This is a genomic window from Lysinibacillus sp. RS11 (genome assembly GCF_042019215.1).
In the GTDB taxonomy this organism is placed as follows: domain Bacteria; phylum Bacillota; class Bacilli; order Bacillales_A; family Planococcaceae; genus Lysinibacillus; species Lysinibacillus xylanilyticus_A.
The window spans coordinates 1,793,439-1,814,698 of record NZ_CP168124.1 but is presented as its reverse complement, the minus strand read 5'-3'; the positions used below and the strand labels follow the sequence as shown (position 1 = coordinate 1,814,698).

Annotated in this window: 19 protein-coding genes and 1 pseudogene; 4 read left to right on the top strand and 16 right to left on the bottom strand. The window is 38.2% G+C overall.

Features of this window, described 5'->3' with window-relative positions; translation table 11 throughout:
- Positions 1–7: 7 nt before the first annotated feature.
- The 9 genes from AB9L17_RS09035 to AB9L17_RS08995 form a co-directional block, all read right to left on the bottom strand.
- Positions 8–940, bottom strand: coding sequence for a S66 peptidase family protein (locus AB9L17_RS09035; RefSeq protein ID WP_068985663.1), 933 nt, complete (start codon positions 938–940; stop codon positions 8–10).
- Complete coding sequence (locus AB9L17_RS09030; protein ID WP_068985664.1) at positions 937–1,884, bottom strand: ATP-binding cassette domain-containing protein; 948 nt, start codon at positions 1,882–1,884, stop codon at positions 937–939. Before AB9L17_RS09030 ends, AB9L17_RS09035 begins: the two co-directional genes overlap by 4 nt.
- Positions 1,874–2,929, bottom strand: coding sequence for an ABC transporter ATP-binding protein (locus tag AB9L17_RS09025; protein ID WP_375200435.1), 1,056 nt, complete (start codon positions 2,927–2,929; stop codon positions 1,874–1,876). The genes AB9L17_RS09030 and AB9L17_RS09025 overlap by 11 nt, the downstream gene beginning before the upstream one ends.
- A gap of 14 nt (positions 2,930–2,943) precedes the next feature.
- Positions 2,944–3,918: an ABC transporter permease gene (locus tag AB9L17_RS09020; RefSeq protein ID WP_375200434.1), complete on the bottom strand. Its 975-nt coding sequence runs from the start codon at positions 3,916–3,918 to the stop codon at positions 2,944–2,946.
- The gene (locus AB9L17_RS09015) at positions 3,918–4,862 is read right to left on the bottom strand and encodes an ABC transporter permease (RefSeq protein ID WP_068985667.1); all 945 of its coding nucleotides are present in this window, start codon (positions 4,860–4,862) and stop codon (positions 3,918–3,920) included. The genes AB9L17_RS09020 and AB9L17_RS09015 overlap by 1 nt, the downstream gene beginning before the upstream one ends.
- A gap of 190 nt (positions 4,863–5,052) precedes the next feature.
- On the bottom strand, positions 5,053–6,876 hold the full coding sequence (locus tag AB9L17_RS09010) for a peptide ABC transporter substrate-binding protein (RefSeq protein ID WP_375200433.1): 1,824 nt from the start codon (positions 6,874–6,876) through the stop codon (positions 5,053–5,055).
- 202 nt (positions 6,877–7,078) lie between these two features.
- On the bottom strand, positions 7,079–8,143 hold the full coding sequence (locus AB9L17_RS09005; RefSeq protein ID WP_068985669.1) for a dipeptide epimerase: 1,065 nt from the start codon (positions 8,141–8,143) through the stop codon (positions 7,079–7,081).
- A gap of 23 nt (positions 8,144–8,166) precedes the next feature.
- On the bottom strand, positions 8,167–8,961 hold the full coding sequence (locus tag AB9L17_RS09000) for a M55 family metallopeptidase (RefSeq protein ID WP_375200432.1): 795 nt from the start codon (positions 8,959–8,961) through the stop codon (positions 8,167–8,169).
- Complete coding sequence (locus tag AB9L17_RS08995; protein ID WP_375200431.1) at positions 8,958–9,650, bottom strand: M15 family metallopeptidase; 693 nt, start codon at positions 9,648–9,650, stop codon at positions 8,958–8,960. Before AB9L17_RS08995 ends, AB9L17_RS09000 begins: the two co-directional genes overlap by 4 nt.
- A 437-nt stretch (positions 9,651–10,087) precedes the next feature.
- On the opposite strand from AB9L17_RS08995, the gene AB9L17_RS08990 reads away from it, so the two are divergent.
- From AB9L17_RS08990 to AB9L17_RS08980, 3 genes are all read left to right on the top strand, one after another.
- A complete protein-coding gene (locus tag AB9L17_RS08990; RefSeq protein ID WP_263297530.1) occupies positions 10,088–10,210 on the top strand; it encodes a hypothetical protein in 123 nt (40 codons plus the stop codon).
- A 126-nt stretch (positions 10,211–10,336) separates the two neighbouring features.
- Positions 10,337–10,909: a hypothetical protein gene (locus AB9L17_RS08985; RefSeq protein WP_375200430.1), complete on the top strand. Its 573-nt coding sequence runs from the start codon at positions 10,337–10,339 to the stop codon at positions 10,907–10,909.
- Positions 10,910–10,938: 29 nt separating this feature from the next.
- Entirely contained in the window at positions 10,939–11,463 is a 525-nt protein-coding gene (locus AB9L17_RS08980; protein ID WP_223554959.1) for a GrpB family protein, read from the top strand.
- Positions 11,464–11,641: 178 nt separating this feature from the next.
- Here the strand turns inward: AB9L17_RS08980 and AB9L17_RS08975 are convergent, their stop codons facing one another.
- From AB9L17_RS08975 to AB9L17_RS08955, 5 genes are all read right to left on the bottom strand, one after another.
- Positions 11,642–13,717: a serine hydrolase domain-containing protein gene (locus tag AB9L17_RS08975; protein WP_375200429.1), complete on the bottom strand. Its 2,076-nt coding sequence runs from the start codon at positions 13,715–13,717 to the stop codon at positions 11,642–11,644.
- Between the two features lie 311 nt (positions 13,718–14,028).
- Positions 14,029–14,172: a hypothetical protein gene (locus AB9L17_RS08970; protein ID WP_175401780.1), complete on the bottom strand. Its 144-nt coding sequence runs from the start codon at positions 14,170–14,172 to the stop codon at positions 14,029–14,031.
- 474 nt (positions 14,173–14,646) lie between these two features.
- Positions 14,647–15,540, bottom strand: a complete 894-nt coding sequence (locus AB9L17_RS08965; RefSeq protein ID WP_068985675.1) for a hypothetical protein — start codon at positions 15,538–15,540, stop codon at positions 14,647–14,649.
- A 42-nt stretch (positions 15,541–15,582) separates the two neighbouring features.
- A complete protein-coding gene (locus AB9L17_RS08960) occupies positions 15,583–16,626 on the bottom strand; it encodes a P1 family peptidase (RefSeq protein ID WP_223554963.1) in 1,044 nt (347 codons plus the stop codon).
- Position 16,627: 1 nt separating this feature from the next.
- Positions 16,628–17,326, bottom strand: coding sequence for an aspartate/glutamate racemase family protein (locus AB9L17_RS08955; protein WP_068985677.1), 699 nt, complete (start codon positions 17,324–17,326; stop codon positions 16,628–16,630).
- Positions 17,327–17,627: 301 nt separating this feature from the next.
- Here AB9L17_RS08955 and AB9L17_RS08950 point away from each other — a divergent pair, with 301 nt between their 5' ends.
- Positions 17,628–19,022, top strand: a complete 1,395-nt coding sequence (locus AB9L17_RS08950; protein ID WP_068985678.1) for an alanine/glycine:cation symporter family protein — start codon at positions 17,628–17,630, stop codon at positions 19,020–19,022.
- A 56-nt stretch (positions 19,023–19,078) separates the two neighbouring features.
- Here the strand turns inward: AB9L17_RS08950 and AB9L17_RS08945 are convergent, their stop codons facing one another.
- Both AB9L17_RS08945 and AB9L17_RS08940 read right to left on the bottom strand, forming a co-directional pair.
- Entirely contained in the window at positions 19,079–20,026 is a 948-nt protein-coding gene (locus tag AB9L17_RS08945) for a methyl-accepting chemotaxis protein (RefSeq protein WP_375200777.1), read from the bottom strand.
- Positions 20,018–21,040, bottom strand: a pseudogene (locus tag AB9L17_RS08940) (cache domain-containing protein); the annotation flags it as partial. The gene AB9L17_RS08945 and the pseudogene AB9L17_RS08940, both read right to left, overlap by 9 nt.
- Positions 21,041–21,260: the final 220 nt, after the last annotated feature.

Genomic DNA, 21,260 nt, shown 5'->3' with positions numbered 1-21,260 from the left:
ATTTCACCTACTCTACAACTTTAATCGTCTGATTTACCGTGTCCATTGTTATTGTTCGCCCTAAAGGCAGTGACATCGTAGGTAAACAGTGACCGCAAGTGATATCCATGATAATAGGTTTTTTAAGTGAACCCATTATTTCTTGAAAAACTGTTCGTAGGGATAGACTATGTTCAGGACGCTTAGGATTTTCAGGACCACAATTTGTCCAAGCCCCTAATAGTAAACCGGCTACATCATCTAGCTTACCTGCCAATTTTAATTGGGTAAGCATCCGGTCTACTCGCTGCTCATTCTCGTCTATATCCTCCAAAAATAATATTTTTCCTTTTGTATCAATTTCATAAGGTGTCCCAAGAGATGCTGTAACGAGTGTCAAATTCCCTCCAATCAGCTGACCTGTTGCGTTGCCAGCTGCAAGGGTTGTCATATTACAGCCAGGTGCATTTTCAAGATAGTAATCACTTCGGTCTGTGGCTGTCACGCTCTCAAGAAAAGAATTCCATGTATATTCATCCATCTTTTCCTGAATAAACTCTGTAGAAGGCATTGGTGTATGATACGTAACAAAGCCACATTGTTGGTTAAAGGCGATATGTAGTGCTGTCACATCGCTATAGCCAGCAAATACTTTGGGATTTGCCTTGATCATCTCGAAATCCAAAAGGGGTAAAATTTTCGTTGCTCCGTACCCTCCACGTATACAGAAGATGCCGTCAATATTGGAATCCCTAAACATCTCATTCACTTCAGAGGCACGTAGTTCATCAGAGCCCGCTAAGTAGCCATGCCTTGCTCGACACGTCTCCCCTGCAACAACTTTAAAGCCTAGCTTCTCGATACTTTCTATAGCAGGAAGAAATTTATCAGGCGGCGTGGCACCCGAAGCACTTATAAGACCAATTGTGTCACCTTTTTTCAATGCCTTTGGACGAATCATTTGCTTACCTCCATTTTTAGTGAAGTTCGGTATCTTTCCAATTCCTCTTCATTGGCTAATACAAAATGACCTTCCTCCATTTCGATAAATGACGGTGGCTGAATGTCATAACGGTGCTGTGACGGATCATAGAATTCTACGACTTTATCACGTTCCTTATAAGGATTCGGCTCCGGTACTGCCGATAATAATGCCCTTGTATATGGATGGATCGGATTAGAAAACAGTTTTTCAGTCTCTGCTAGCTCGACAATTTTACCTTTATAAATAACAGCTGTTCGATCAGTAATGAAACGTACTACAGATAAGTCATGTGCAATGAATAAATAGGTTAAATCATTTTGCTGTTGGAGATTTGCTAGTAAGTTTAATACTTGTGCACGAATAGAAACGTCTAATGCTGAAATCGGTTCATCCGCAATAATAAATTCTGGCTCCATTACTAATGCTCGTGCAATGCCAATACGCTGTCGCTGTCCTCCTGAAAATTCATGCGGAAAGCGACTAGAAAACTCCGGTAATAATCCTACATTTAATAGGGCATTACGTACCTTCTGTTCGCGATCAGCCTCATTTTTGAAATTTTTAGTATTCATAAGCCCCTCAGAAATAATATAGTCAACCTTGGCGCGTTCATTTAGAGATGCCATAGGATCTTGAAAAATCATTTGGATCTTCTGTGTAATTTCTCGATCCCACTCTTTCGAGATTTTGCCATTTACTTTCTTACCGTGATACAGTATTTGGCCTTCAGTCACTTCATTGATACGCATAATAGCTCTGCCAATCGTTGTTTTTCCTGAGCCTGATTCACCGACTAAGCCAAATGTTTCACCTTTAAAAATATCGAAGCTGACATCATCAATCGCTATAAATTTATTTTTGCCTTTACCAAAAACGACCTTTAAATTTTTTACCTCAAGTAACACTTCTTTATGGCTCATATGCGTATCGTCTCCCTTCTTCGAAAAATGCTTGTAGCGCTTCAGGAGGCTCTACTTTAGGAGCGAGTGGATCTAATAGCCATGTCCGAGCATAATGTGTGTCACTCACCTGGAAAAATGGCGGACGTTCTACAAAATCAATCTTTAATGCATATTGATTGCGAGGTGCAAAAGCATCCCCTTTAATTTCCTGAAAAAGATTTGGTGGAGTACCCTTGATCGAATAAAGCTGCTCTCCTTTTGAGCCTAGTTGCGGTAATGAAGAAATGAGTGCCCATGTATAGGGATGCTTGCCATTAAAGAAAATTTCATGCGTCTTTCCTACTTCAATGACATCACCTGCATACATGACAGCAATACGGTCAGCAACCTTCGCTACAACGCCTAAATCATGCGTTATATAAACAGTTGTTAGTCCATATTTTTGCTGGAGATTTTTTAAAAGCTGCAAAATTTGCGCTTGGATAGTTACGTCTAATGCAGTTGTTGGCTCATCACAAATTAAAATTTTAGGCTTACAAGCTAGTGCAATAGCTATCACAATTCGTTGACGCATGCCACCCGAAAATTCGTGAGGATATTGCTTATAGCGCTTTTCCACATCGTGAATACCAACATCTTTTAACAATTTCAACGTTTCTTCGTATGCGGCTTTGCCCTTTACATTCTGATGTAAAACAACACATTCCTCAATTTGCTTGCCAATCGTTTTAAGTGGATTTAAGGATGTCATTGGATCCTGTGTAACCATTGCCACTTCTTTTCCACGAATGCTCAGCCACTCCTGCTCGGTTTTAAACTGTGCTAAATCCCGGTCGTTGTAGATGATTTTCCCCTGATCAATGTAGCCATTTTTATCGAGTAAGCCCATGATTGATTTCATCAGCACAGACTTTCCTGAACCCGATTCGCCAACGATAGCAAGGCTTTCACCTTTGTATAAATCAAGGGAAATAGTACGAATGGCCGTTAGCACTCTGCCACGAAGTGTGAATTTAATGACTAGGTTTTGAATCGTTAAAATATGTGATTTAGTTTGTATCACATCCAACATCCCCCTTATACGTGATTTTTCGGATCTGCTGCATCTGCAAATGAATTTCCTATAATATAAAATGCAATCGTAATGACACTTAATACAATACTTGGGAAAATGAGCTGATATCGTAAATCGGGAGACATCATGAGTACCCGCCCTTCATTAATTAAATTCCCTAAAGACGGTTCACTAATCGGTAGTCCTAATCCGATATATGTTAAAAAAACTTCGGCGCCTATTGCAAATGGTATAGCCAGACTCATTCGTAACATAATGACAGAAATTAAATAGGGTAATAGATTTTTTAAAATAATGCGGTAATCAGGTGTCCCTAAACATTTTGAAGCTAAGTTATATTCACGATCACGTAAAATAACAATTTGATTGCGGATAAACCTTGCCATTTCTACCCAACCAGTAATACACATGGCAATAATAATGGTTGAAATACTCGGTCTCAAAATATAGGACATTAAAATAAGTACAATGGTTGTCGGTATATTATCCACGACGTTATATAGCTGTGTGATAGGCACCTCTAATTTGCGTGAAAAGCCCCAAAGTGTACCGATTGTAATACCAACGATAGCTTCTACTAAAGCAACGACACAGCCAATAAATAACGAGGTCCTTGTCCCTGCCCAAATACGTGACCATAAATCTTGTCCAATAGAGTTTGTCCCAAACCAAAATTCAGCGTTCGGTGCAATATTACGTGCTTGGAGACCTGTCTGCTCATCAATATATATTTCAGTAGGCGATTTTTGTGCTGGTAAATACGGCTGTAAAATGGTAAAGGTAACGATAATAAGCACGCCTACTAATAAAAAGACAGCGATGCGATTTTTTAAAAAGGATTTCCATGTTGAACGCCAATAGGAGTAATTCGAATAGGCAGTTTCTTCAGCTTGACGTTCATCTACTTCCGCAAATTCGAACAATGCTTCACGTGATTTGTTTGAAATATTGTTAATTTCTTCTGAATACATCCCCATTAACGTACACTCTCCCCTTTCCCTAATTTAATCCTTGGATCAACAACGGCCATTGCTATATCACCTAAAATGAGTCCGATAATTCCAAGCGAAGAGAACACAAGCACTAAGCCTTGTACAATCGTATTATCCTGTCGCTGTATAGCATCTACGAGTAAGCCCCCCATCCCAGGAATGGAATATAAGGATTCAATGTAGATGGAACCTGTAATGGTAAAAAGAATAGTTGCGGGTAAATATTGTGCCATCGGAATAAAAGCGTTTCGAAGTACATGTTTAAACATTAATGTACGTTCTTTCACTCCTTTTGCTCGTGCAAGCTTAATATAATCTTTGTTTAGTTCATCTACCATGTAACGTCGCATCCACATGGCATAGGAGGCAGTCGGTGCTAACGCCATTGAAAATAGCGGTAAAATCCAAGTAACGGGATTATACTCATCAAAAAGCATTGGTAAATGAAAAATTTCTGTAATATACATTTGAATGACTAAATAGTAAACGGCAGCTGGCACTGCAACAACAACGACTATATAGCCCGTCCCTAAGCGGTCCAACCAACGTCCCTTCATCTGAGCCATTAGTATGCCAAGCGGGACCCCGATAAGAAGAGATAGCGCAACTGCACCTAAACCAAATAACACCGAATACATCATCTTATCTGCAATAATCGTGACGACTGGTACATCTGTCCGATATGTAACGGATTTACCTAAATCACCTTGAAACAGATCAGTATAAAAATTTCCCAATTGCACAAGCAAAGGATCACGTAAACCTAAATTCGTTAAATATACCTCTTGTTGTGCAGGTGACATTTTATCCGCTGCTGACCCTAAATAACCTTCTTCTGGCATTAAACGTAATAAAGAAAAAACAATCGTGATTATAATAAAAAGTGTGAAAATGGATTGTAATAATCGTTTTCCTATATACCACAGCATCCTATCATCCCTCCGTTTCTCAGAAAGACTAAAGGAGATGCCGATTATTCTATTTCGGTATCTCCTCGAATCAATTTCGCCTTGGCGTAATGGTAGCTGCCGCTTTGCTTTCGCTACAGAAAACATTTGCTGAATGAAGATAATTACTTACACCGCTTTATCTTGAATGTAGCAATGATCTATGTTCCCATTATTTCGCTGCTTTAGCTAATGCATCCGCACGTTCCTGCTCCCACTTCGCTAAAGCTTCTTTAAACTCTTCATTACTCATTGGTTTTTCTAAAATACGTTGCCCTTTAAATTTCTCCGCAGTCACACCAAATGGAGAGTATTGAGCCTCAAATGGATTTAATTTAGAAGCAACATAGCCGCTACCCCCTACTGAATAAGGAATGACAAATGCCTCTTCAATTAAGAAGGCTTCTGCTTTGGCAAACAGCTCGTAACGTTTTGCTGGATCAATCGTTGCCTTTGCTTCGTCCACTAGGTTTTGATATTTTGATTGTCCATTTGCTTCTGCATAACCTTCAGCTAGCTCTGGTTTATTATAAGTACCATCGACAGTGAATGGATCCGTATAGGTTGATGGATCGGCATAGTCTGGACCCCAGTTTGCTTCAAGTAATGCAAATTTACCAGGTTTACGAACTTCTGATAAAAAGCCTGTTGATGGTCCTGCCTCAATAATAATGTCTACATAATCAGTACCTAATAATTTTTCAATCTGCTGTTCAACTACTTGTGAACGATTTGCCCAATCTGGACTGCCAGAATTATAAGGCATTAACACTTTTACTGGGAAAGTTGCTTTTCCTGCTAAAGCTGTCTTCGCTTTTTCCTTGTATTGTAATGCCATATCCTTGTTAAAGGTGTCATTATTTGAAATATCAGCGAATGGCGCTAATTGTGTATAGTCAACCCCCTCTACATTCACAAAGTTTTTAGGCGTGATTGTGTTGCTCAGCAAATCTTTTGGATTATAAGGTTCTAAAGTTAGCATGGCAGATTCACGGTCAAGCGCATGGAATAGTGATTTTCGGAAATCTTTATTGTTGACCGCGACTTTCCAATTTTCAGGCTCGTATTCTGCATCAAATTGCGGGTTAAAGTTTAGTGCATAGAAATACGTATAGAAGTTATTTTGTGTTTGACGAATTTGAGATTTTTTCTTTTCATCTTTAAACCACTCATCAATGATCGATGTTGGAATACTCGCTGAATCGATTTCTCCTCGTAAAAATAGTTCTGGTGCCACTGTAGCCGCTTCTTTATTGTATTTATAGCGAATACGATCAATCAGTACATTGTCTTTATCCCAATACTTATCATTTTTCACAAGTACGCGCTCATTTTGCGGTTCAAATTTATCTAAAATAAAGGATCCGTTATAAAGGAAATTTTCACGAGTTGTACCAAAGCTATCTCCTTTTTCTTCTATAAACTGACCATTAACCGGGAAGAAACAGACATAGTTCAACATAGAAAGAAAATAAGGTGTAGGCGTTTCTAAAGTATATTCTACCGTATGTTTATCAATCGCCTTTATGCCGACCTTCGTAAAGTCTGTCATCTCACCGTTAAAGAAGGCATTCCCATTTTTTACAACTGTAGCAATCCAAGCTGTCGATGATTCATTCTTGGCATCCAGCACATAATGTAAGCCATCTACGAAATCTTGAGCGACAACATCTGCGTACTCTTTACCATCATGGGTAACCCATTTTGCATCTTCACGAAGCTTGAATGTCCAAACTGTAGCATCGTCATTTGATGACCATTCTTTGGCTAAGCCTGGTTGTACGACACCATACTGATCATATTCAATCAATCCATCGACTAAGTTTGCAGCCACAGCAAACTCATTCGTTTCAGAGGTCTTTAAGTAATTTAACGTTTTTATTTCCCCCGAATAAACAACGCGATACTCTGATTTTTTTTCATTTGAAGAATCATCACTACATGCTGCACAAAGCATTACAACAAGACACACGAAAAGCAACCAATACTTTTTCATAATAAACAACCCCCCTAGTAATCTTTTTATCCAGCATTAACGGGCAGTATTTATCTGTACCAAAAGCGAAGCGTCAGGTACAAAAAACGCCTTTCAGAAGCAAAAAATATAGATGGGCGATCAACTGCCCGTAAATGCCCGATTGATGAAGACTAACAATCTACGGGGATAAGGAAACCCAATAGATTGTAGTTTCACTTTATTATGAAAATCCTATTCCAACTGCATCCGTCATCCTAATTCGATCATTTTCAAATATTGGACCCCCTGCAATAGGATCTTTCAAACATAAACTTGGTCCGTCTAAATCTACCATCGTGATATTTTTCTGCGATGCGGCAAAATGTGCAGCGGCACTGACACTAATTTTGGACTCTAGCATACAGCCAATCATGCAAGGTATGTCGTTTGCTTCTGCAATGTGACAAATTTTCTGCGCTTGATAAATGCCCCCTGTTTTCATGAGTTTAATATTAATCAAATCCGCAGCTCGCTTTTCAATAATGGTATAGGCGTCTTTTGCGGAGAACACACTTTCATCTGCCAAAATATTTGTCAAAGTATGGGCCGTCACGAATTGCATTCCTGCAAGATCATGACAATGAACAGGCTGCTCAACCAATTCGACATTCGCACCTGCATCTTCAAGTGCACGAATAATTTGTACAGCTTGCTTCGGTGTCCAGCCCTGATTCGCATCAACTCGCAATGTGATGGCGTGTCCAACTGCATCACGAATGGCCACAACTCGTGCCACATCACCTACTGGATCTTTCCCAACCTTGATTTTTAAAATGTGAAACCCCCGCTGCACCGCGGCTATACTATCCTTCACCATTTCTTCAGTATCATTGACACTAATCGTAATATCCGTTACTAATTCTTTGCGATAGCCCCCTAATAATTTATACAGAGGTGTTTGATAGTGTTTCGCAAATAAATCATAAATCGCCATATCTACAGCGGCTTTAGCACTGGTGTTTTGATAAATACTGTTGTCGATTCGCGTCATAATTTCTGTCATGTCCTCAATATCCATCCCGATAATGGCTGGCTTTATATACGCTTCTATAGCGTGTGAAATAGACCCCAATGTTTCACCAGTAATAGCTGCAGTTGGTGCTGCTTCACCGATACCTATATGCCCATCATCCGTGTGGACATAGACGCCAATATTGTGAATGCTATGCACGGTTCTTAGTGCTGTTTTAAACGGTGTTATAAGCGGTGCCTCTACCTTCCCGACAACAATCTGTTTTATTTTCATCCATTCACCTACCGTTTGTTTACTTATGTTAAGAACTGTAAAAGTCGAAGCACCTCATAAAAATCATCCGTTACGAATTCCACAGTATTATGTGGTTTAAACGTAGCGTTCGGATAGAATGAATTTCGATATGCTCGCGTATGATCCCGATAAATGATTTCCACTACAAAGCGCTCAGGCAATGTCACTTGTAAATCTTCACGTGACACCTTCATCGAATCCTCAACAAGTCGTTTCGTTTCCATAATTGTCAGCTGTGGACTGACGCTAATCGTCGCATTTCCTATCCCTTCTTTTGTAGCAAATGTAATAATGCTGTCATTGATGGAGTGAATTTCTTCAGTTAACCCCACATCCCCACTTACAAATGACACTGGTACACCATGTAAGGCAGCCGCGTACGTATTAATTAAAAATTCACTCGCATACTCACCATTAATTTTCACATCAGCAAAAACACAAAGCGTATGTGCTAATGGATTCCTTGCACTTCCACCTTTACTGTGATAGCCAATAAAAATGGCGCGATCAAAGCTCTTATCAAGTCCCGCAACCATACACATCGGATCATACGTCCAACCCCGAATGACCTTGCAGTTTACTGGCAAATTAGAAATATCTAGATTACGTGCCGAATCATGAGCATCCTTTAATAAAATTTCAGTTGCTCCGCCAAGAATAGCCCCCTCTATAGCTGCTTCTACTTCCTTTGTCATTTGCTTTTGGAAAAATTGATAATCTGGCGCATTTAGCTCCGTTTCACTCCAAGCTGTTGTCCCTGTAATTCCTTCAATATCTGCACTAATATAGACCTTCATAGAAATCGAAACTCCTTTACTTTATTGTCTTGGATAATTGCCTCCACAGCTCCATAACTAGCTTCTTGCGACCCTACACGCCTTGCCCATGAAGCATTATTGAAATCAAAATGCCACCATTCCTCTGAATAATTCGAAAAACCAACCATTGTCAAACAGTTATACAGAAGACGTCGATGTACACAAGCTTCCCAATCTTCCTCTGGATGTTGTTCAAAATAGCGTGTCGCAGACTTTTCACTGATTTCATCAAATGCTGTACCTAAATTTAAAGCATTGCCATCTAAATCGCCTAGCGTCACATCAATCGCTCCACCTGTTAAATGGGGAGCAAGATGAGCATGATCAATGCTAGGAAACGCAACATACTTCCGCGTTTCTCTAACAATCTCTTGTTCAGTAAAATGTGGAGATCGTTTTGCAATTTGCTTTGAAAAACTCGTAAACAAATATTGCTGCACTTGGAACGGACGATAGCCATCATATAAGATCAGGCTATAATTTTTAGACAATAATAACAGCGCTTGTGTTAATCGTTCATACACACTCTTACGTAAATAAATCGCTTGTAAACTGTTTGGTATTTTTTGATGATAGTAAATTGGTTCAATAAAAATCCTAGAATGTTCTTCTCCAATTTGAATTAATGGCTCGCCATTTTCATAAATTGCTGGCGTTGATTCCCTCATTGAAGTTATATTTTCCTCAATAGGTCGAAAAACGGCGTCATATATAGTACCCACCTCCAATTTCAGGTTTCGATAAAATTTTTAGATAATTCAGTTTTCATTGAATGTATCACACCTTAAATTTATTGACTAGATAAAAAAAGAAATATTACAAAACAATGGCTATTTTCTTCTTTTTTTACAAAGTAAGTCATTAAAGTCGAAAAGCGTTGTTTTTCCACTTATTTAAGAATTTTATTCATGGATCGAATCGAAGATTACTGAAATAGCACAAAAAATGACGAATGATGCTTGGTCCATCCTCACGTAGTTCTAAAATTCTATATAAAAAACTAAAACCTCCATTTTGAAAAACATCAATCAAAATGGAGGTGAACTTTTTGTATTAGATTATTTTAAAACACGGTTTGTTACTACAAGACGAAAATGGGGACTTGTTGCTATTTGAAGACGAAGAAGGCTATCCACTTTCACTACCTGTTTGGAAAAGCAGGAGCTTTGCTGATATAATAGCTGCCAATTTAGACGAGTCATTCGAAGCGTTCAATATACCACTTTAAATTTTTCTAGACCTTATAAAAGTAGTCCCTTATATTTAATTGGTAAATAATTAAAATTGAATTTTTTATTGAAACATCAGAGTAGGTTTGTTGAAGATGATAATCTATAATATGAGGTGGTAAGAGATGAGCATTGTAGATTTTAAAAAAAGGATTTCTGACTTAAGCAAGTTTATTTATTTTGATAATAACGATTATCTACGAGAAAAGACCTCGAATCCTTTGAAGTTAAAACAAGTTATCGCAGAAGCTGAAAATTTATTAAAAATTAATAATGAAGAAGATAAATATTTTCTTTATGGAACAATAGGTAATTTGTATAGAATTTGCGGGGAGCCTCAAAAAGGAATTTATTATTTAAACCATTGCCTGAGTTACGCATTAGAAAAAGGAAACATACGAAATGAAATCGTTACATTAATACGACTTGGAGAAGCGTTAAAATATGATATGAAACATAATGAAGCGTTAGAGTGTTTTGATGAAGCTCTCGATAAATGTAAAGCCAATAAGATTGACGCGTACTTAGATTTTGCTTTACAACATAAGGGAAAATCTCTGATGGAATTGGGAAAGTTTATTGAAGCTGAAAAATGCTTTATACAAGCATTCAAGCTAAGAGAATTTAAAGGTGATCCTGCTTTAATTGATTCTACTAAACAAGCATTGGATTTGGTGAAAAGATTAAAAAACCAATAATTCTAAATAGAAGTTGAGGAGAATGCTTAATGAAAGTTAGATTATCAGATTACACTGGAGATTGGAAAGTGATGTTTGAAGAAGAAGTAAAAATATTAAAAGCTATTTTTGGTAATGAAATAACATCTTTTGAGCATTTTGGTAGCACTTCCATTCCGGGTATGAAAGCAAAGCCTGTAATAGATATGATGTGTATAGTAAATGAAATCGAAAAAATAGATTCATACAACGAACAAATGAAATTAATGCAGTATGATGTTGCTGGTGAATGGGGAATTGAGGGGAGAAGGTTATTCCGTAAAGGTGGAGAAAACAGGACACACCATATTCATTTTTATCAATCTGATAACCCACAGATTAAGCGTCACATAGTTTTTCGAGATTATCTTCTTACAAATCCAGAAGAAGCTAGTAGATATAGTCAATTTAAAGAAGCTTTAGCGAATAAATATGAGTCAACTCGTGATTATAGCCCTGCTAAAAAAGCATTTGTTTCAGCAATGGAGAAAAAAGCACTTGCTTGGCATAAAAAAGTAAAAAACATGCATAAATAAATTGAACGAATTAATTGTTTGTTTTAATACAGTTTAAAGCAAAGCCGTTTTGTTTATGGGGGAAATGCTAAGAGTTCGGTAAGCCTCTTCGTAAAGATCATGCGTAAATACAAACAAAACCAGCAAAACACCTTTTCGGTGTCGTACTGGTTTAGTTGAAGTACATCTTCAAATGTCGTTAGTTCAACTTGATTGCAAATTCCGAATTCGGCGCGCCAGCAAATACAACTGTTCCGTTCTTCGGCAGTTTTACTTTGTTATTGCCGCTCACAACAGTAAAATTGACGCATACCCCCTCCTCATCATACACCGCGAACGAACTCTTTGATGGCAACGCCACGGTCATCGTTTTCCCTGTCGCCTCTTGCGGGATCGTAAACCATTTCGCATGCCCATTTGCTTGCAGCGTAACTTTGGATGATTGGCCTGCATCCAGCGGTTTTACGTTGGATTCACTTACGTATAAATATCCGGACATCTCTAAATATTCATCGCCGCCTTCTGTATAGAAACGGGCTTCCGACATATCCCGGCCACCCATCACAGGTATTTGGAACTGATGCATCGCCGTGTTAGGGCCTGTAATTTTTCTGCTTTCCCAATAGCCCTCCATGCCTTCCTTGCTATTAATTTGGTTGATAGGCATCATTAAATATTGCATAGAACTAAATTTCTCGCTCACAAGATAGAAGTTGACGCCTTCCCGCTTTGCCCATGCGGCAGTGGTTTCCTTCGATAGCACATTGTCTTCTAGTTTCTCGGCTGCATATTGAGTAATCACTGCTTGCCCTAAGCCTGGCAGCGATATAAATGTGCTCTGCCTCAAATATGTTCGTCTATTCTTCTCTGTGACGAAGTTGAACTTGGAGGTACCTTCCGCATTAATAAAGCTTCCATCCGCAGTATATACATATTTTTCTTCTGGATTAGATGGTAAGAACAGTTCTCCATTCTTCGTAATTTCTATTTTGTATTGACTGAAACTATTGCCGTAAAAACCTGCTTGCTTTACTACATCTTGAGGCATCTTGGCCTTGACCGGCTTGCCAAAGGATTTGTTCGGCTTGATATCCTTAATTATGCCCTTCTCTTTAAGCGCGGCGAGCAGTATATCAGTCGCCATCAGTTGATTTGTAGTGCTGCTACCGCCGGAGGACAACACAGCCACTGCCATCTTCTGTTCAGGAAGTACGACCAGTGAAGCATGTTGCAGTGCCGTGTCGCCGCCTTTAGCCAAGCCCTTTATCCCATATTCACTGAATGGATATAGTTTCACACTATCCCAGCCAAGACCATAGTTGACTATATTATCTCCATCCCCTGGCCACATTCCTTTTTTATATTCCTCTTGCTCCATCGCCTTGACTGCCTTATCAGAGAGGATTCCTTTTTCCTGCCCCATAAATATTTGTGAGAATCGCACCATATCTTCTGCTGTGGAAGAGATCCCTCCCGTACCAATCACATTCACCGATTCAGTAGGAAGCTGCCCTTGGAACGTTGGAAAATAAAGACCAGCTCGCTTATCGTCTGCCCATTTGTCCTGCGGCGTTTTCGTATGACTTAGCTTTAAGGGTTTTGTAAACCGTTGATGTATAAATTCGGTAAAGCTCATACCGCTGACTCTTTCCACCATAATCTCGGCTAGCGTAAAACCGTCGTTGCAGTATACAGAGAACGCACCAGGATCTGCCTTCAATCGCTGGTTGGCCAATTGCTGCAACAAGTTATCATGGGCATAGGTATCATTATCATTAAATAAAAATGAATTACTAAGCGTACTACCTTGTAAGCCGGAGGAGTGGTTCAACAGCATACGTGGCGTAATGCTTTTGTAACGTTCGTCTTTCATTTTGAAATCAGGAACATAGTGGACAACAGGAGTATCCAAATCTACTTTTCCTTCGTCGACCAATTTCATCACAGCCGCCGTTGCATACATTTTACTGACTGAACCAATCCCGTATAGGGTATCTTTGGTTAGCGGCTGTTTCCCTTTCATATCGTTCTTGCCTGTCTGACCCGATAAAATAAGTTTACCATTATCAATTAGCGCATACTGCACGCTAGTCGTCTCATAGGATTTTGTGAGTAAAGTAGCTTTCTCTGCCGCGATTTTTTTCAGTTCTTGACTAGCTAATTCTTGGCTAGCCACAACCGTAGTTTGACTGCTAGAAAGCGCCATAGCCCCTGTTGGTAGGCTCATCGTTAACGCTAATGTAGCGGCTAATACCGCAGATAGTTTATTTTTCATAAAAGTACTGCCCCCTTAGATAAGTGATCGATTTCATTGCTTATTGTGGTCCTTGTTTAGCAGTATACATAAACAAAACCAAATCAAAGAAAAAATAAAGTAAACAGATGGTAAAATTTGTGGAAGCTGCCTTTCGTCAGTACCATATGAAATGAGTGGAGCTCCACAATTTTTATCTCTTGTAATACTTATGTTTATAAACTTTTTTGTAGAAGCCGTATTGATTTCGTCGCTTTTCCATAAAGAATGGATTTAAGGCTATCAGTGTTTCATAAACATTATATAAAAGAATCACACGGTAGTATACCTTTTTATTCCAATAACTCTTTTTTCTTGAAGATTTGTATGGACGAGATGAGAACGACAATGATACTAGCAATAGTTGTAATAAATGCTAGCAAGAAACTAGAATCTAGTTCCCCTGACAACAAGACTTGTCCTGTGTGCTCAGCCATCGTAGCCGGACTCCATTTCATATACTTTCCTAGAATGGATGTAACCGTCGAAATGGCAAAGACCACAAAAATTGTAACAAAAGCGACACTGCCATTTCCTTTCATTATCGTACTAAAAAAGAGCGTCAATGTAACAACAAAAACTAACCATATGCTGTAGATCACTACACTTTGAAAAATGCGCTCAAAAGCGACTGTTTCAATGAGTAAACTCGTATAATACCAAGAAGCTACATATCCGATAAACAATGAAATGAGTGTAATTGTAAGTATGTCTTCATTAACTAACCCGCCCGTTCGTGGAATAAGAAAAAATCCTGCTTTGATACAGGATTCATGATCAATCTTTTTTATAAAACTCCAGTTGTTGATGTTATTCAGATAGAAGATCCCCTTCTTTACTTAGATTAAAAAACTCCATTTTGATATTAACTATAACGAAGGCAAACACTCCTATTTATTCCATCAAACAGGCTAACTAGATAATATTTTTATTAATATTTCCCGTACTAATGATGACGTTTCATTCACAGAAGAGCGGATATGGCATTGGACAATTTTTTCATCAAAACTAAACCAAACCCATCTTGCAGGATATTTTGTTTCTTGAACTCCATAATATACTTCAATTTTTCTAGTTTTATATGAAATTTTCAATAACCTAAATCTCCATTTTTGACGAGTTCCAATGTTTCTTCCTAAAACTTTTGGTAAATCTTGCTCTAAAGTATGCGGTGCTATTGAAATCCAACAGCCATCTGTAAGGTTTTCTTTTTGTCGATATAGTAATTGAACTTCATTCGTTTCTTTTCCAATCCCAACAGAATCTAGCTTATAATCTAATAATGTCTCTGAGAAAATATTATTCAAATCAATTGTTTCTGGTTTAAACCATTTTACTCTAGTTACTTCATCTTCTCCCCATTTTCCTTGATCATATCTAGCTGTATAACTTACGGTAGCAAATGATTTTTTGGACAAATCAGGGTTGATGCTTTTTAAACTTGAAAGATATGCAATGAACTCATCATCCGTCACATCTCCATCAAAAACGGATATCTCCACAGTTGTAAATCCTACAGAATAGCTTAAAGCCTTATTATTTTTGTAATCCACGCCAATAAAGCCAACCCTATTATTTATTATAAAAGGGCGGCCTTGCTCAATTAGATTGGTATCTGCATAAATAAAAGGGAATGCCCAATCATAAAAAAATTGTTTTACTCGAATAATTCCATTCTGAAGTTTTGCATAGAAGTAAATTGAACTACGATGATCTTTTGTTTCTGTACGCAATGAAAAATTATAGCTATTTTGCATTTGTTTATCATTCGGTAATAAAGGGCTAAAATTAATATGCTCTGCCATTTCATCTAATAATTTATCTGTAATGATATTTTCACATCCCTATTAAAATTGATAAGCTTCAACCTTATGTCCATTTCGACCAATTGTAGTCTGCGCTTGTGATAGTGAATTTACAATGGCTTCCTCAGTTGCTTCTGCAGCTGCTGCAAATAATTGATTCATGATAGGATGATCCTCTCGTAGCTGCGTGCGTGTTTCGACAAGCTGATCAGATGTATGGGCAATACGATGTGCTGTTGTGAAACCAATAACAATATCTCCACTACCATGTGAAAAATGACTGCCAGTACGCCCTAGTCCAATACCACAGCGTTTAATGACCCGTGTTAGTTGACGACTGCTAAGTGGCGCATCTGTGGCAAGTATAATGATAATGGAGCCATCTGTAGGTGATATTGTCGATTCATGTTGATCTTTTGAAACAAGATATCGATGTGCTAAAAACTCTGAGCTATGCCCGAAATTACTAAGGACCATACATCCTATCGTATAGTTCGTTGATTCATGTGTCACAAGTCGGGAAGATGAGCCAATTCCACCTTTGTAGCCAAAGCACATCATCCCTTTACCTGCCCCAACTGCTCCTTCCTCTGCAGTTTCATTTGACGCCTTACGAATCGCCTCATTCGCATGCTCTGGTGTGACAGGACATTCTCGAATGGAATTTAAAAAGCTATCATTACATTCCCCAACAACAATATTAATCGTTCCTGTCGATTGACCTATCTCACTATTCGTATCGAGCATATATTGCAGCGTCCCCTGTGTTACAGCTGGAACAGCAAATGTATTCGTTAGCATAATGGGTGATTCAATAACCCCGAGTTCATTCACCTGCACAAGCCCTGTCGTTTTACCAAAGCCATTTAAGACATAGCTTGCAGCCGTAACCTTGTGCTGAAACAAATTGCCCTCATGTGGCAAAATTGCTGTTACGCCTGTGCATGCATAAGCACCTTCTTGATTAATTTTCTCATCAAGCGTTACATGGCCTACACGCACTCCAGCTACATCGGTAATACAATTTTTCTCACCCGTCGATAACGTTCCGATGAAGATTCCCTTTTCTCGTACTTTTCCCGGCATGTTACTCCCCCTTACGAATCGCCTTATTTACGGCAGCTCGTGCATGTATCGCAGTTGTATCAAAAACAGGTACGTGAACATCTTCCTGCTTAATGAGTAATCCAATCTCTGTACAGCCTAGTATAATTCCTTGTGCTCCTGAATTGACAAGATCCTCAATGACCTGCACATAATATTCTTTCGATGTTGTCTCAATTTGACCCAAGCATAATTCTTCATAGATGATACGATTGATCTCCGTACGCTCCTCAGTCTGCGGCACAAGGACATCAATGCCAAATCCTTCTATTCTAGCTTTATAGAAATCCTGCTCCATCGTATACTTTGTCCCAAGAAGAGCAATTTTTTGTAAACCAGCCTCCGTGATTTGATGTGCTGTGGCGTCTGCTATATGTAGAATTGGGATTGAAATCTTCTCCTGAATGATATCAATAACCTTATGCATCGTATTAGTGCAGATAATAATAAAATCTGCCCCTGCTTTCTCTAAAGATCGCGCCGCTTCGCCAAGTACTTGTCCAGCCTTATCCCAATCTCCCCTTGCCTGATCATGCTCGATTTCTTGAAAATCAACACTATACAAAATACATTTTGCTGAATGCAAGCCTCCTAGTTGTCGTTTTACTTCTTCATTCATAAGCCGGTAATACTCCGCAGAAGACTCCCAACTCATTCCACCAATCATGCCAATCGTATCCATAAAATCTCCTCCTTTTACTCTACTATTAATTTACCTTAAATAAGAGAATTTTCAAAATTTAACTTTATATTGGATAAGGGGAATTATTTGATTGAAACTAATTTAGCAGAGAACTTTATGGAAATTTATTCAAAATAAATGTTTATAATATCCTAAAATGGACATTATAATAGTAAAAATATTTCAAAAAAACAAACAATAAGTGAACAAAACATATTTTTAATAATTTTTATTTTCTAAAAGTTGCTTTTTTATAAAAAAAAAGTGTAGACTAAAACGAGTTGTGAAAGGAGGAAAGCTGATGGAATGGATATCGAATATTGTAAATGATATGAATAATATTTTATGGACATATATCCTTATTGCATTGTTATTAGTTGCAGGATTATATTTTTCATTTGGCACAAAGTTTGTACAAATTCGTCTTTTTCCTGAAATGTTCCGTTTAATAGTTGAAAAAAGAGAAGGGGAGTCAGGTGTTTCCCCGTTCCAAGCTTTTACGATTAGCGCAGCCTCACGTGTAGGTACTGGAAATATTACAGGTGTTGCATTAGCAATCGGAGTAGGTGGACCTGGAGCTGTATTTTGGATGTGGATGATTGCCATATTAGGAATGGCGACTGCCTTTATTGAAAGTACACTTGCACAGGTGTACAAGGTCAAGGATGGCGATACGTTTCGTGGTGGACCAGCCTATTATATGGAAAAAGCGTTAGGTCAACGAAAATTAGGAATCATTTTTAGTATTCTTTTAACGTTAAGTTTTGGCTTTATTTTTAACGCTGTACAATCTAATACGATTGCTACTTCTGTAGGTGAAGCATTTGATATAAAACCTGCAGTCATTGGGATTATTCTCGTTGTGTTAACGGCTTTGATTATTTTTGGTGGCGTACATAGAATTGTAAAAGTTACGCAAGTACTTGTACCTGTAATGGCTGTTTTCTATTTAGCTGTGGCATTTTACGTTGTCGTGACGAATCTATCTGAAATTCCTGCTGTTTTCGAGCTGATTATCACTCAAGCGTTTGGTCTTCAGGAAGCTGCAGGTGGCGCGATTGGTGCTGCAATTAGTCAAGGTGTTCGACGTGGCCTATTCTCCAATGAGGCTGGGATGGGTAGTGTGCCTAACGCTGCCGCTACAGCTAATACTTCACACCCTGCTAAGCAAGGGCTTGTGCAAAGTTTAGGGGTCTTTTTTGATACAATCATGATTTGTTCAGCAACAGCGTTTATCATTATTTTAGCGGATCTATATAATACTGGTGAAAGTAATGGAATTATTCTTACACAAAATTCCTTAGCTGTACATGTAGGTGATTGGGCTCCTTACTTTATTGCTATTGCTATTATTTTCTTTGCATTTAGTTCCATTGTCGGAAATTACTATTACGGTGAATCTAACATAGAGTTTATCAATGCTCATAAAGGTTGGATGTTCGGCTACCGTATTTTAGTGCTTGCTATGGTGATGTTTGGTTCTGTCGCGCAAGTACAACTTGTCTGGAACTTAGCAGATCTGTTCATGGGACTAATGGCTTTGATCAATATTGCCATCATCATGTTACTTGGCAAAATAGCGTTCCTTGTTTTAGACGACTTTACAGAGCAACGGAATGCAGGCAAAAACCCTGTATTTTATGCAAAATCAATTCCAACATTGAAAAATACCGATTGTTGGGAAGAAGATCGATAATGATACAAAAACGCCATCCTCAAAAGAGGAATGGCGTTTTTTTACGTTAGATTCTTTTAATATTTAAATTGACTAACTAGTTGTTTTAGCTCATCTGCCATATGTGCTAGAGCTTGTGCTGAAGCATTGATTTCTTCCATCGAAGCTAATTGTTCCTCTGTAGATGCCGCTACATCCTCGGAAGCAGCTGCATTGCCTTTTGCTGAGAAAGCTAAATCCTCCGTCACAGCTGTCACTTCTTGTACACTCGCTGACATTTGCTCAGAAGCGGAAGACACCTCTTCCATCCTTGGTGTAATTTCATTCATGCTTGTCATAATTACTTGGAACTTAGCAATCGCTTCATCTGTTACTCGTAAACCATTTTGAACATCATCTGAAACTTTTGCCATAATGTTGACAGATTGTTCTGTTTCTGTTTGGATTCCACGAATGAGCTCGAAAATTTGTTTGGCAGATTCCTGAGATTGCTCCGCCAACTTTCTTACTTCATCGGCTACCACAGCAAAGCCTTTTCCATGCTCCCCTGCTCTTGCTGCCTCAATCGCTGCATTCAGAGCCAGTAAGTTTGTTTGATCTGCAATGCTTGTAATAACATCTAAAATGGACGTAATTTGCTGTGAGCGTTCATGTAATGTCTGAATTTTCATATTTGAATCCGTTACTGATGAATGGATCGATTGCATTTGATTCTTCGTCTCTTGTACTACCTGTCCACCTTCATTTGCTTGTAGCGTCGCGTGCTGTGAAAGATCCGTCACAGCAGAAGAGATGTCCGCGATATGCATAATTGCCTTTGAAAGTTCATGTAACGATTCTGCATTCTTATTAGCACTCGTCGTTTGCGTGTCTGCACTCGTCGCAACATCTTGAATCGAAATCGCAACCTTCTCCGTGGCAATGCTCGTTTGATTGGCATTGGCTGTAAGCTCCTCTGCCGACGATGCTACCTCCTCAGCATTTTGTTCTATTTTTTGAATTAAAGTTCTTAAACTGTCTTGCATCTCGTTAAAGGCTTCGCCGAGCTGTCCAATCTCATCTTTAGAGGTAATTGTCACTTTCTCAGTTAAATCACCTTTACTAATGGTTACGGCACTATCCTTAAGCAATCTAATTGGTTTTATAATTCCCTTCATGACAAAATAAAACACAATCGTACTTATGACAATCGCAATAATTAGCACGATTAACGTGTGTTTTAAAATGGATGATGCTGATTTATCAATTTCCTTCGAAAAAATTGTGCCAGTAATTTTCCAATTCGTTAATTCATTTGTAGTAAAGAACATAATGCGGTCATTACCGTCAAAGACATATTCATACGTGCCAGATTTGCTTTCATACATCTTATCTGCGAAGCTCTCTGTTAATTCGCTACCTGCTTCTAAAGTAGGATGTGAGATAACCAGTTTATTTTCATCAAAAATAGAAGGATATCCATTTTTTCCAATTTTAATTGAGCTTGCGGTTTTTTGAAGCTCTCCTAATTTTAAATCAACTGCTACTACCCCAGATTTATCCTTTAGCTGACGAGCCACTGTTACAACCATCTCTCCAGTAAATGCATCAATATAAGGATTCGTAATTAAAGTTTCACCCTTTAAAGCAGTAGCCTTTTTATACCATTCCCTTTCTAAAACGTTGTAATCCTTAAGATCCATTTTTGGTTCTAGAAATAATGCTCCCTCATTTGTTCCAAGATAAATACTTAAAACATTTGGATTCATCTTCATATATTGTTGAAAATTCGTTAAAATTGCTGCGCCATTCTGTTTATACTTAGAAGACTCTATTTCCTCGCTAAAAACATTAATGTCGTTTATTTTTTCACTAATGGTTTTATCAATAGTTGAATTTAACATAGTTACACTTTCATTTGCACTAAATAATATTTCTTCTTTTATCGAATTTTTCGCCGAAAGATACGAAAAACTCCCAACACTAATAACTGGAACTAGCAAGATAAGAGCAAATAATGTATAAAGCTTGCCCTTAAAGCTTCCAAATAATTTTTTCATGCATCAGTTCTCCTTTTGTCTCAATTAGTTCTTAAGATATGTATTTTTGTATTCTATTTTACTGGCACTATACTCAATGATTTAGACTCAAAAAGAATGCCGCTTCCCTTCTCTACTCACAACCTACCCTTCTTTTATCGATGAAATTTCACCCTAGGCTTTTATCGGAAGAAATAATTCATTTCAAACCCCTTTTTTCATTTTTTTGTTTAACTAACAT

What these genes read in the sequence shown, in the direction of transcription:
- AB9L17_RS09035 (WP_068985663.1), bottom strand. Translation starts at nt 940, where the DNA reads ATGATTCGTCCAAAGGCATTGAAAAAAGGTGACACAATTGGTCTTATA.
- AB9L17_RS09030 (WP_068985664.1), bottom strand. Translation starts at nt 1,884, where the DNA reads ATGAGCCATAAAGAAGTGTTACTTGAGGTAAAAAATTTAAAGGTCGTT.
- AB9L17_RS09020 (WP_375200434.1), bottom strand. Translation starts at nt 3,918, where the DNA reads ATGGGGATGTATTCAGAAGAAATTAACAATATTTCAAACAAATCACGT.
- AB9L17_RS09015 (WP_068985667.1), bottom strand. Translation starts at nt 4,862, where the DNA reads ATGCTGTGGTATATAGGAAAACGATTATTACAATCCATTTTCACACTT.
- AB9L17_RS09010 (WP_375200433.1), bottom strand. Translation starts at nt 6,876, where the DNA reads ATGAAAAAGTATTGGTTGCTTTTCGTGTGTCTTGTTGTAATGCTTTGT.
- AB9L17_RS09005 (WP_068985669.1), bottom strand. Translation starts at nt 8,143, where the DNA reads ATGAAAATAAAACAGATTGTTGTCGGGAAGGTAGAGGCACCGCTTATA.
- AB9L17_RS09000 (WP_375200432.1), bottom strand. Translation starts at nt 8,961, where the DNA reads ATGAAGGTCTATATTAGTGCAGATATTGAAGGAATTACAGGGACAACA.
- AB9L17_RS08995 (WP_375200431.1), bottom strand. Translation starts at nt 9,650, where the DNA reads ATGAGGGAATCAACGCCAGCAATTTATGAAAATGGCGAGCCATTAATT.
- AB9L17_RS08985 (WP_375200430.1), top strand. Translation starts at nt 10,337, where the DNA reads ATGAGCATTGTAGATTTTAAAAAAAGGATTTCTGACTTAAGCAAGTTT.
- AB9L17_RS08980 (WP_223554959.1), top strand. Translation starts at nt 10,939, where the DNA reads ATGAAAGTTAGATTATCAGATTACACTGGAGATTGGAAAGTGATGTTT.
- AB9L17_RS08975 (WP_375200429.1), bottom strand. Translation starts at nt 13,717, where the DNA reads ATGAAAAATAAACTATCTGCGGTATTAGCCGCTACATTAGCGTTAACG.
- AB9L17_RS08970 (WP_175401780.1), bottom strand. Translation starts at nt 14,172, where the DNA reads ATGGCTGAGCACACAGGACAAGTCTTGTTGTCAGGGGAACTAGATTCT.
- AB9L17_RS08965 (WP_068985675.1), bottom strand. Translation starts at nt 15,540, where the DNA reads ATGGCAGAGCATATTAATTTTAGCCCTTTATTACCGAATGATAAACAA.
- AB9L17_RS08960 (WP_223554963.1), bottom strand. Translation starts at nt 16,626, where the DNA reads ATGCCGGGAAAAGTACGAGAAAAGGGAATCTTCATCGGAACGTTATCG.
- AB9L17_RS08955 (WP_068985677.1), bottom strand. Translation starts at nt 17,326, where the DNA reads ATGGATACGATTGGCATGATTGGTGGAATGAGTTGGGAGTCTTCTGCG.
- AB9L17_RS08950 (WP_068985678.1), top strand. Translation starts at nt 17,628, where the DNA reads ATGGAATGGATATCGAATATTGTAAATGATATGAATAATATTTTATGG.
- AB9L17_RS08945 (WP_375200777.1), bottom strand. Translation starts at nt 20,026, where the DNA reads ATGCAAGACAGTTTAAGAACTTTAATTCAAAAAATAGAACAAAATGCT.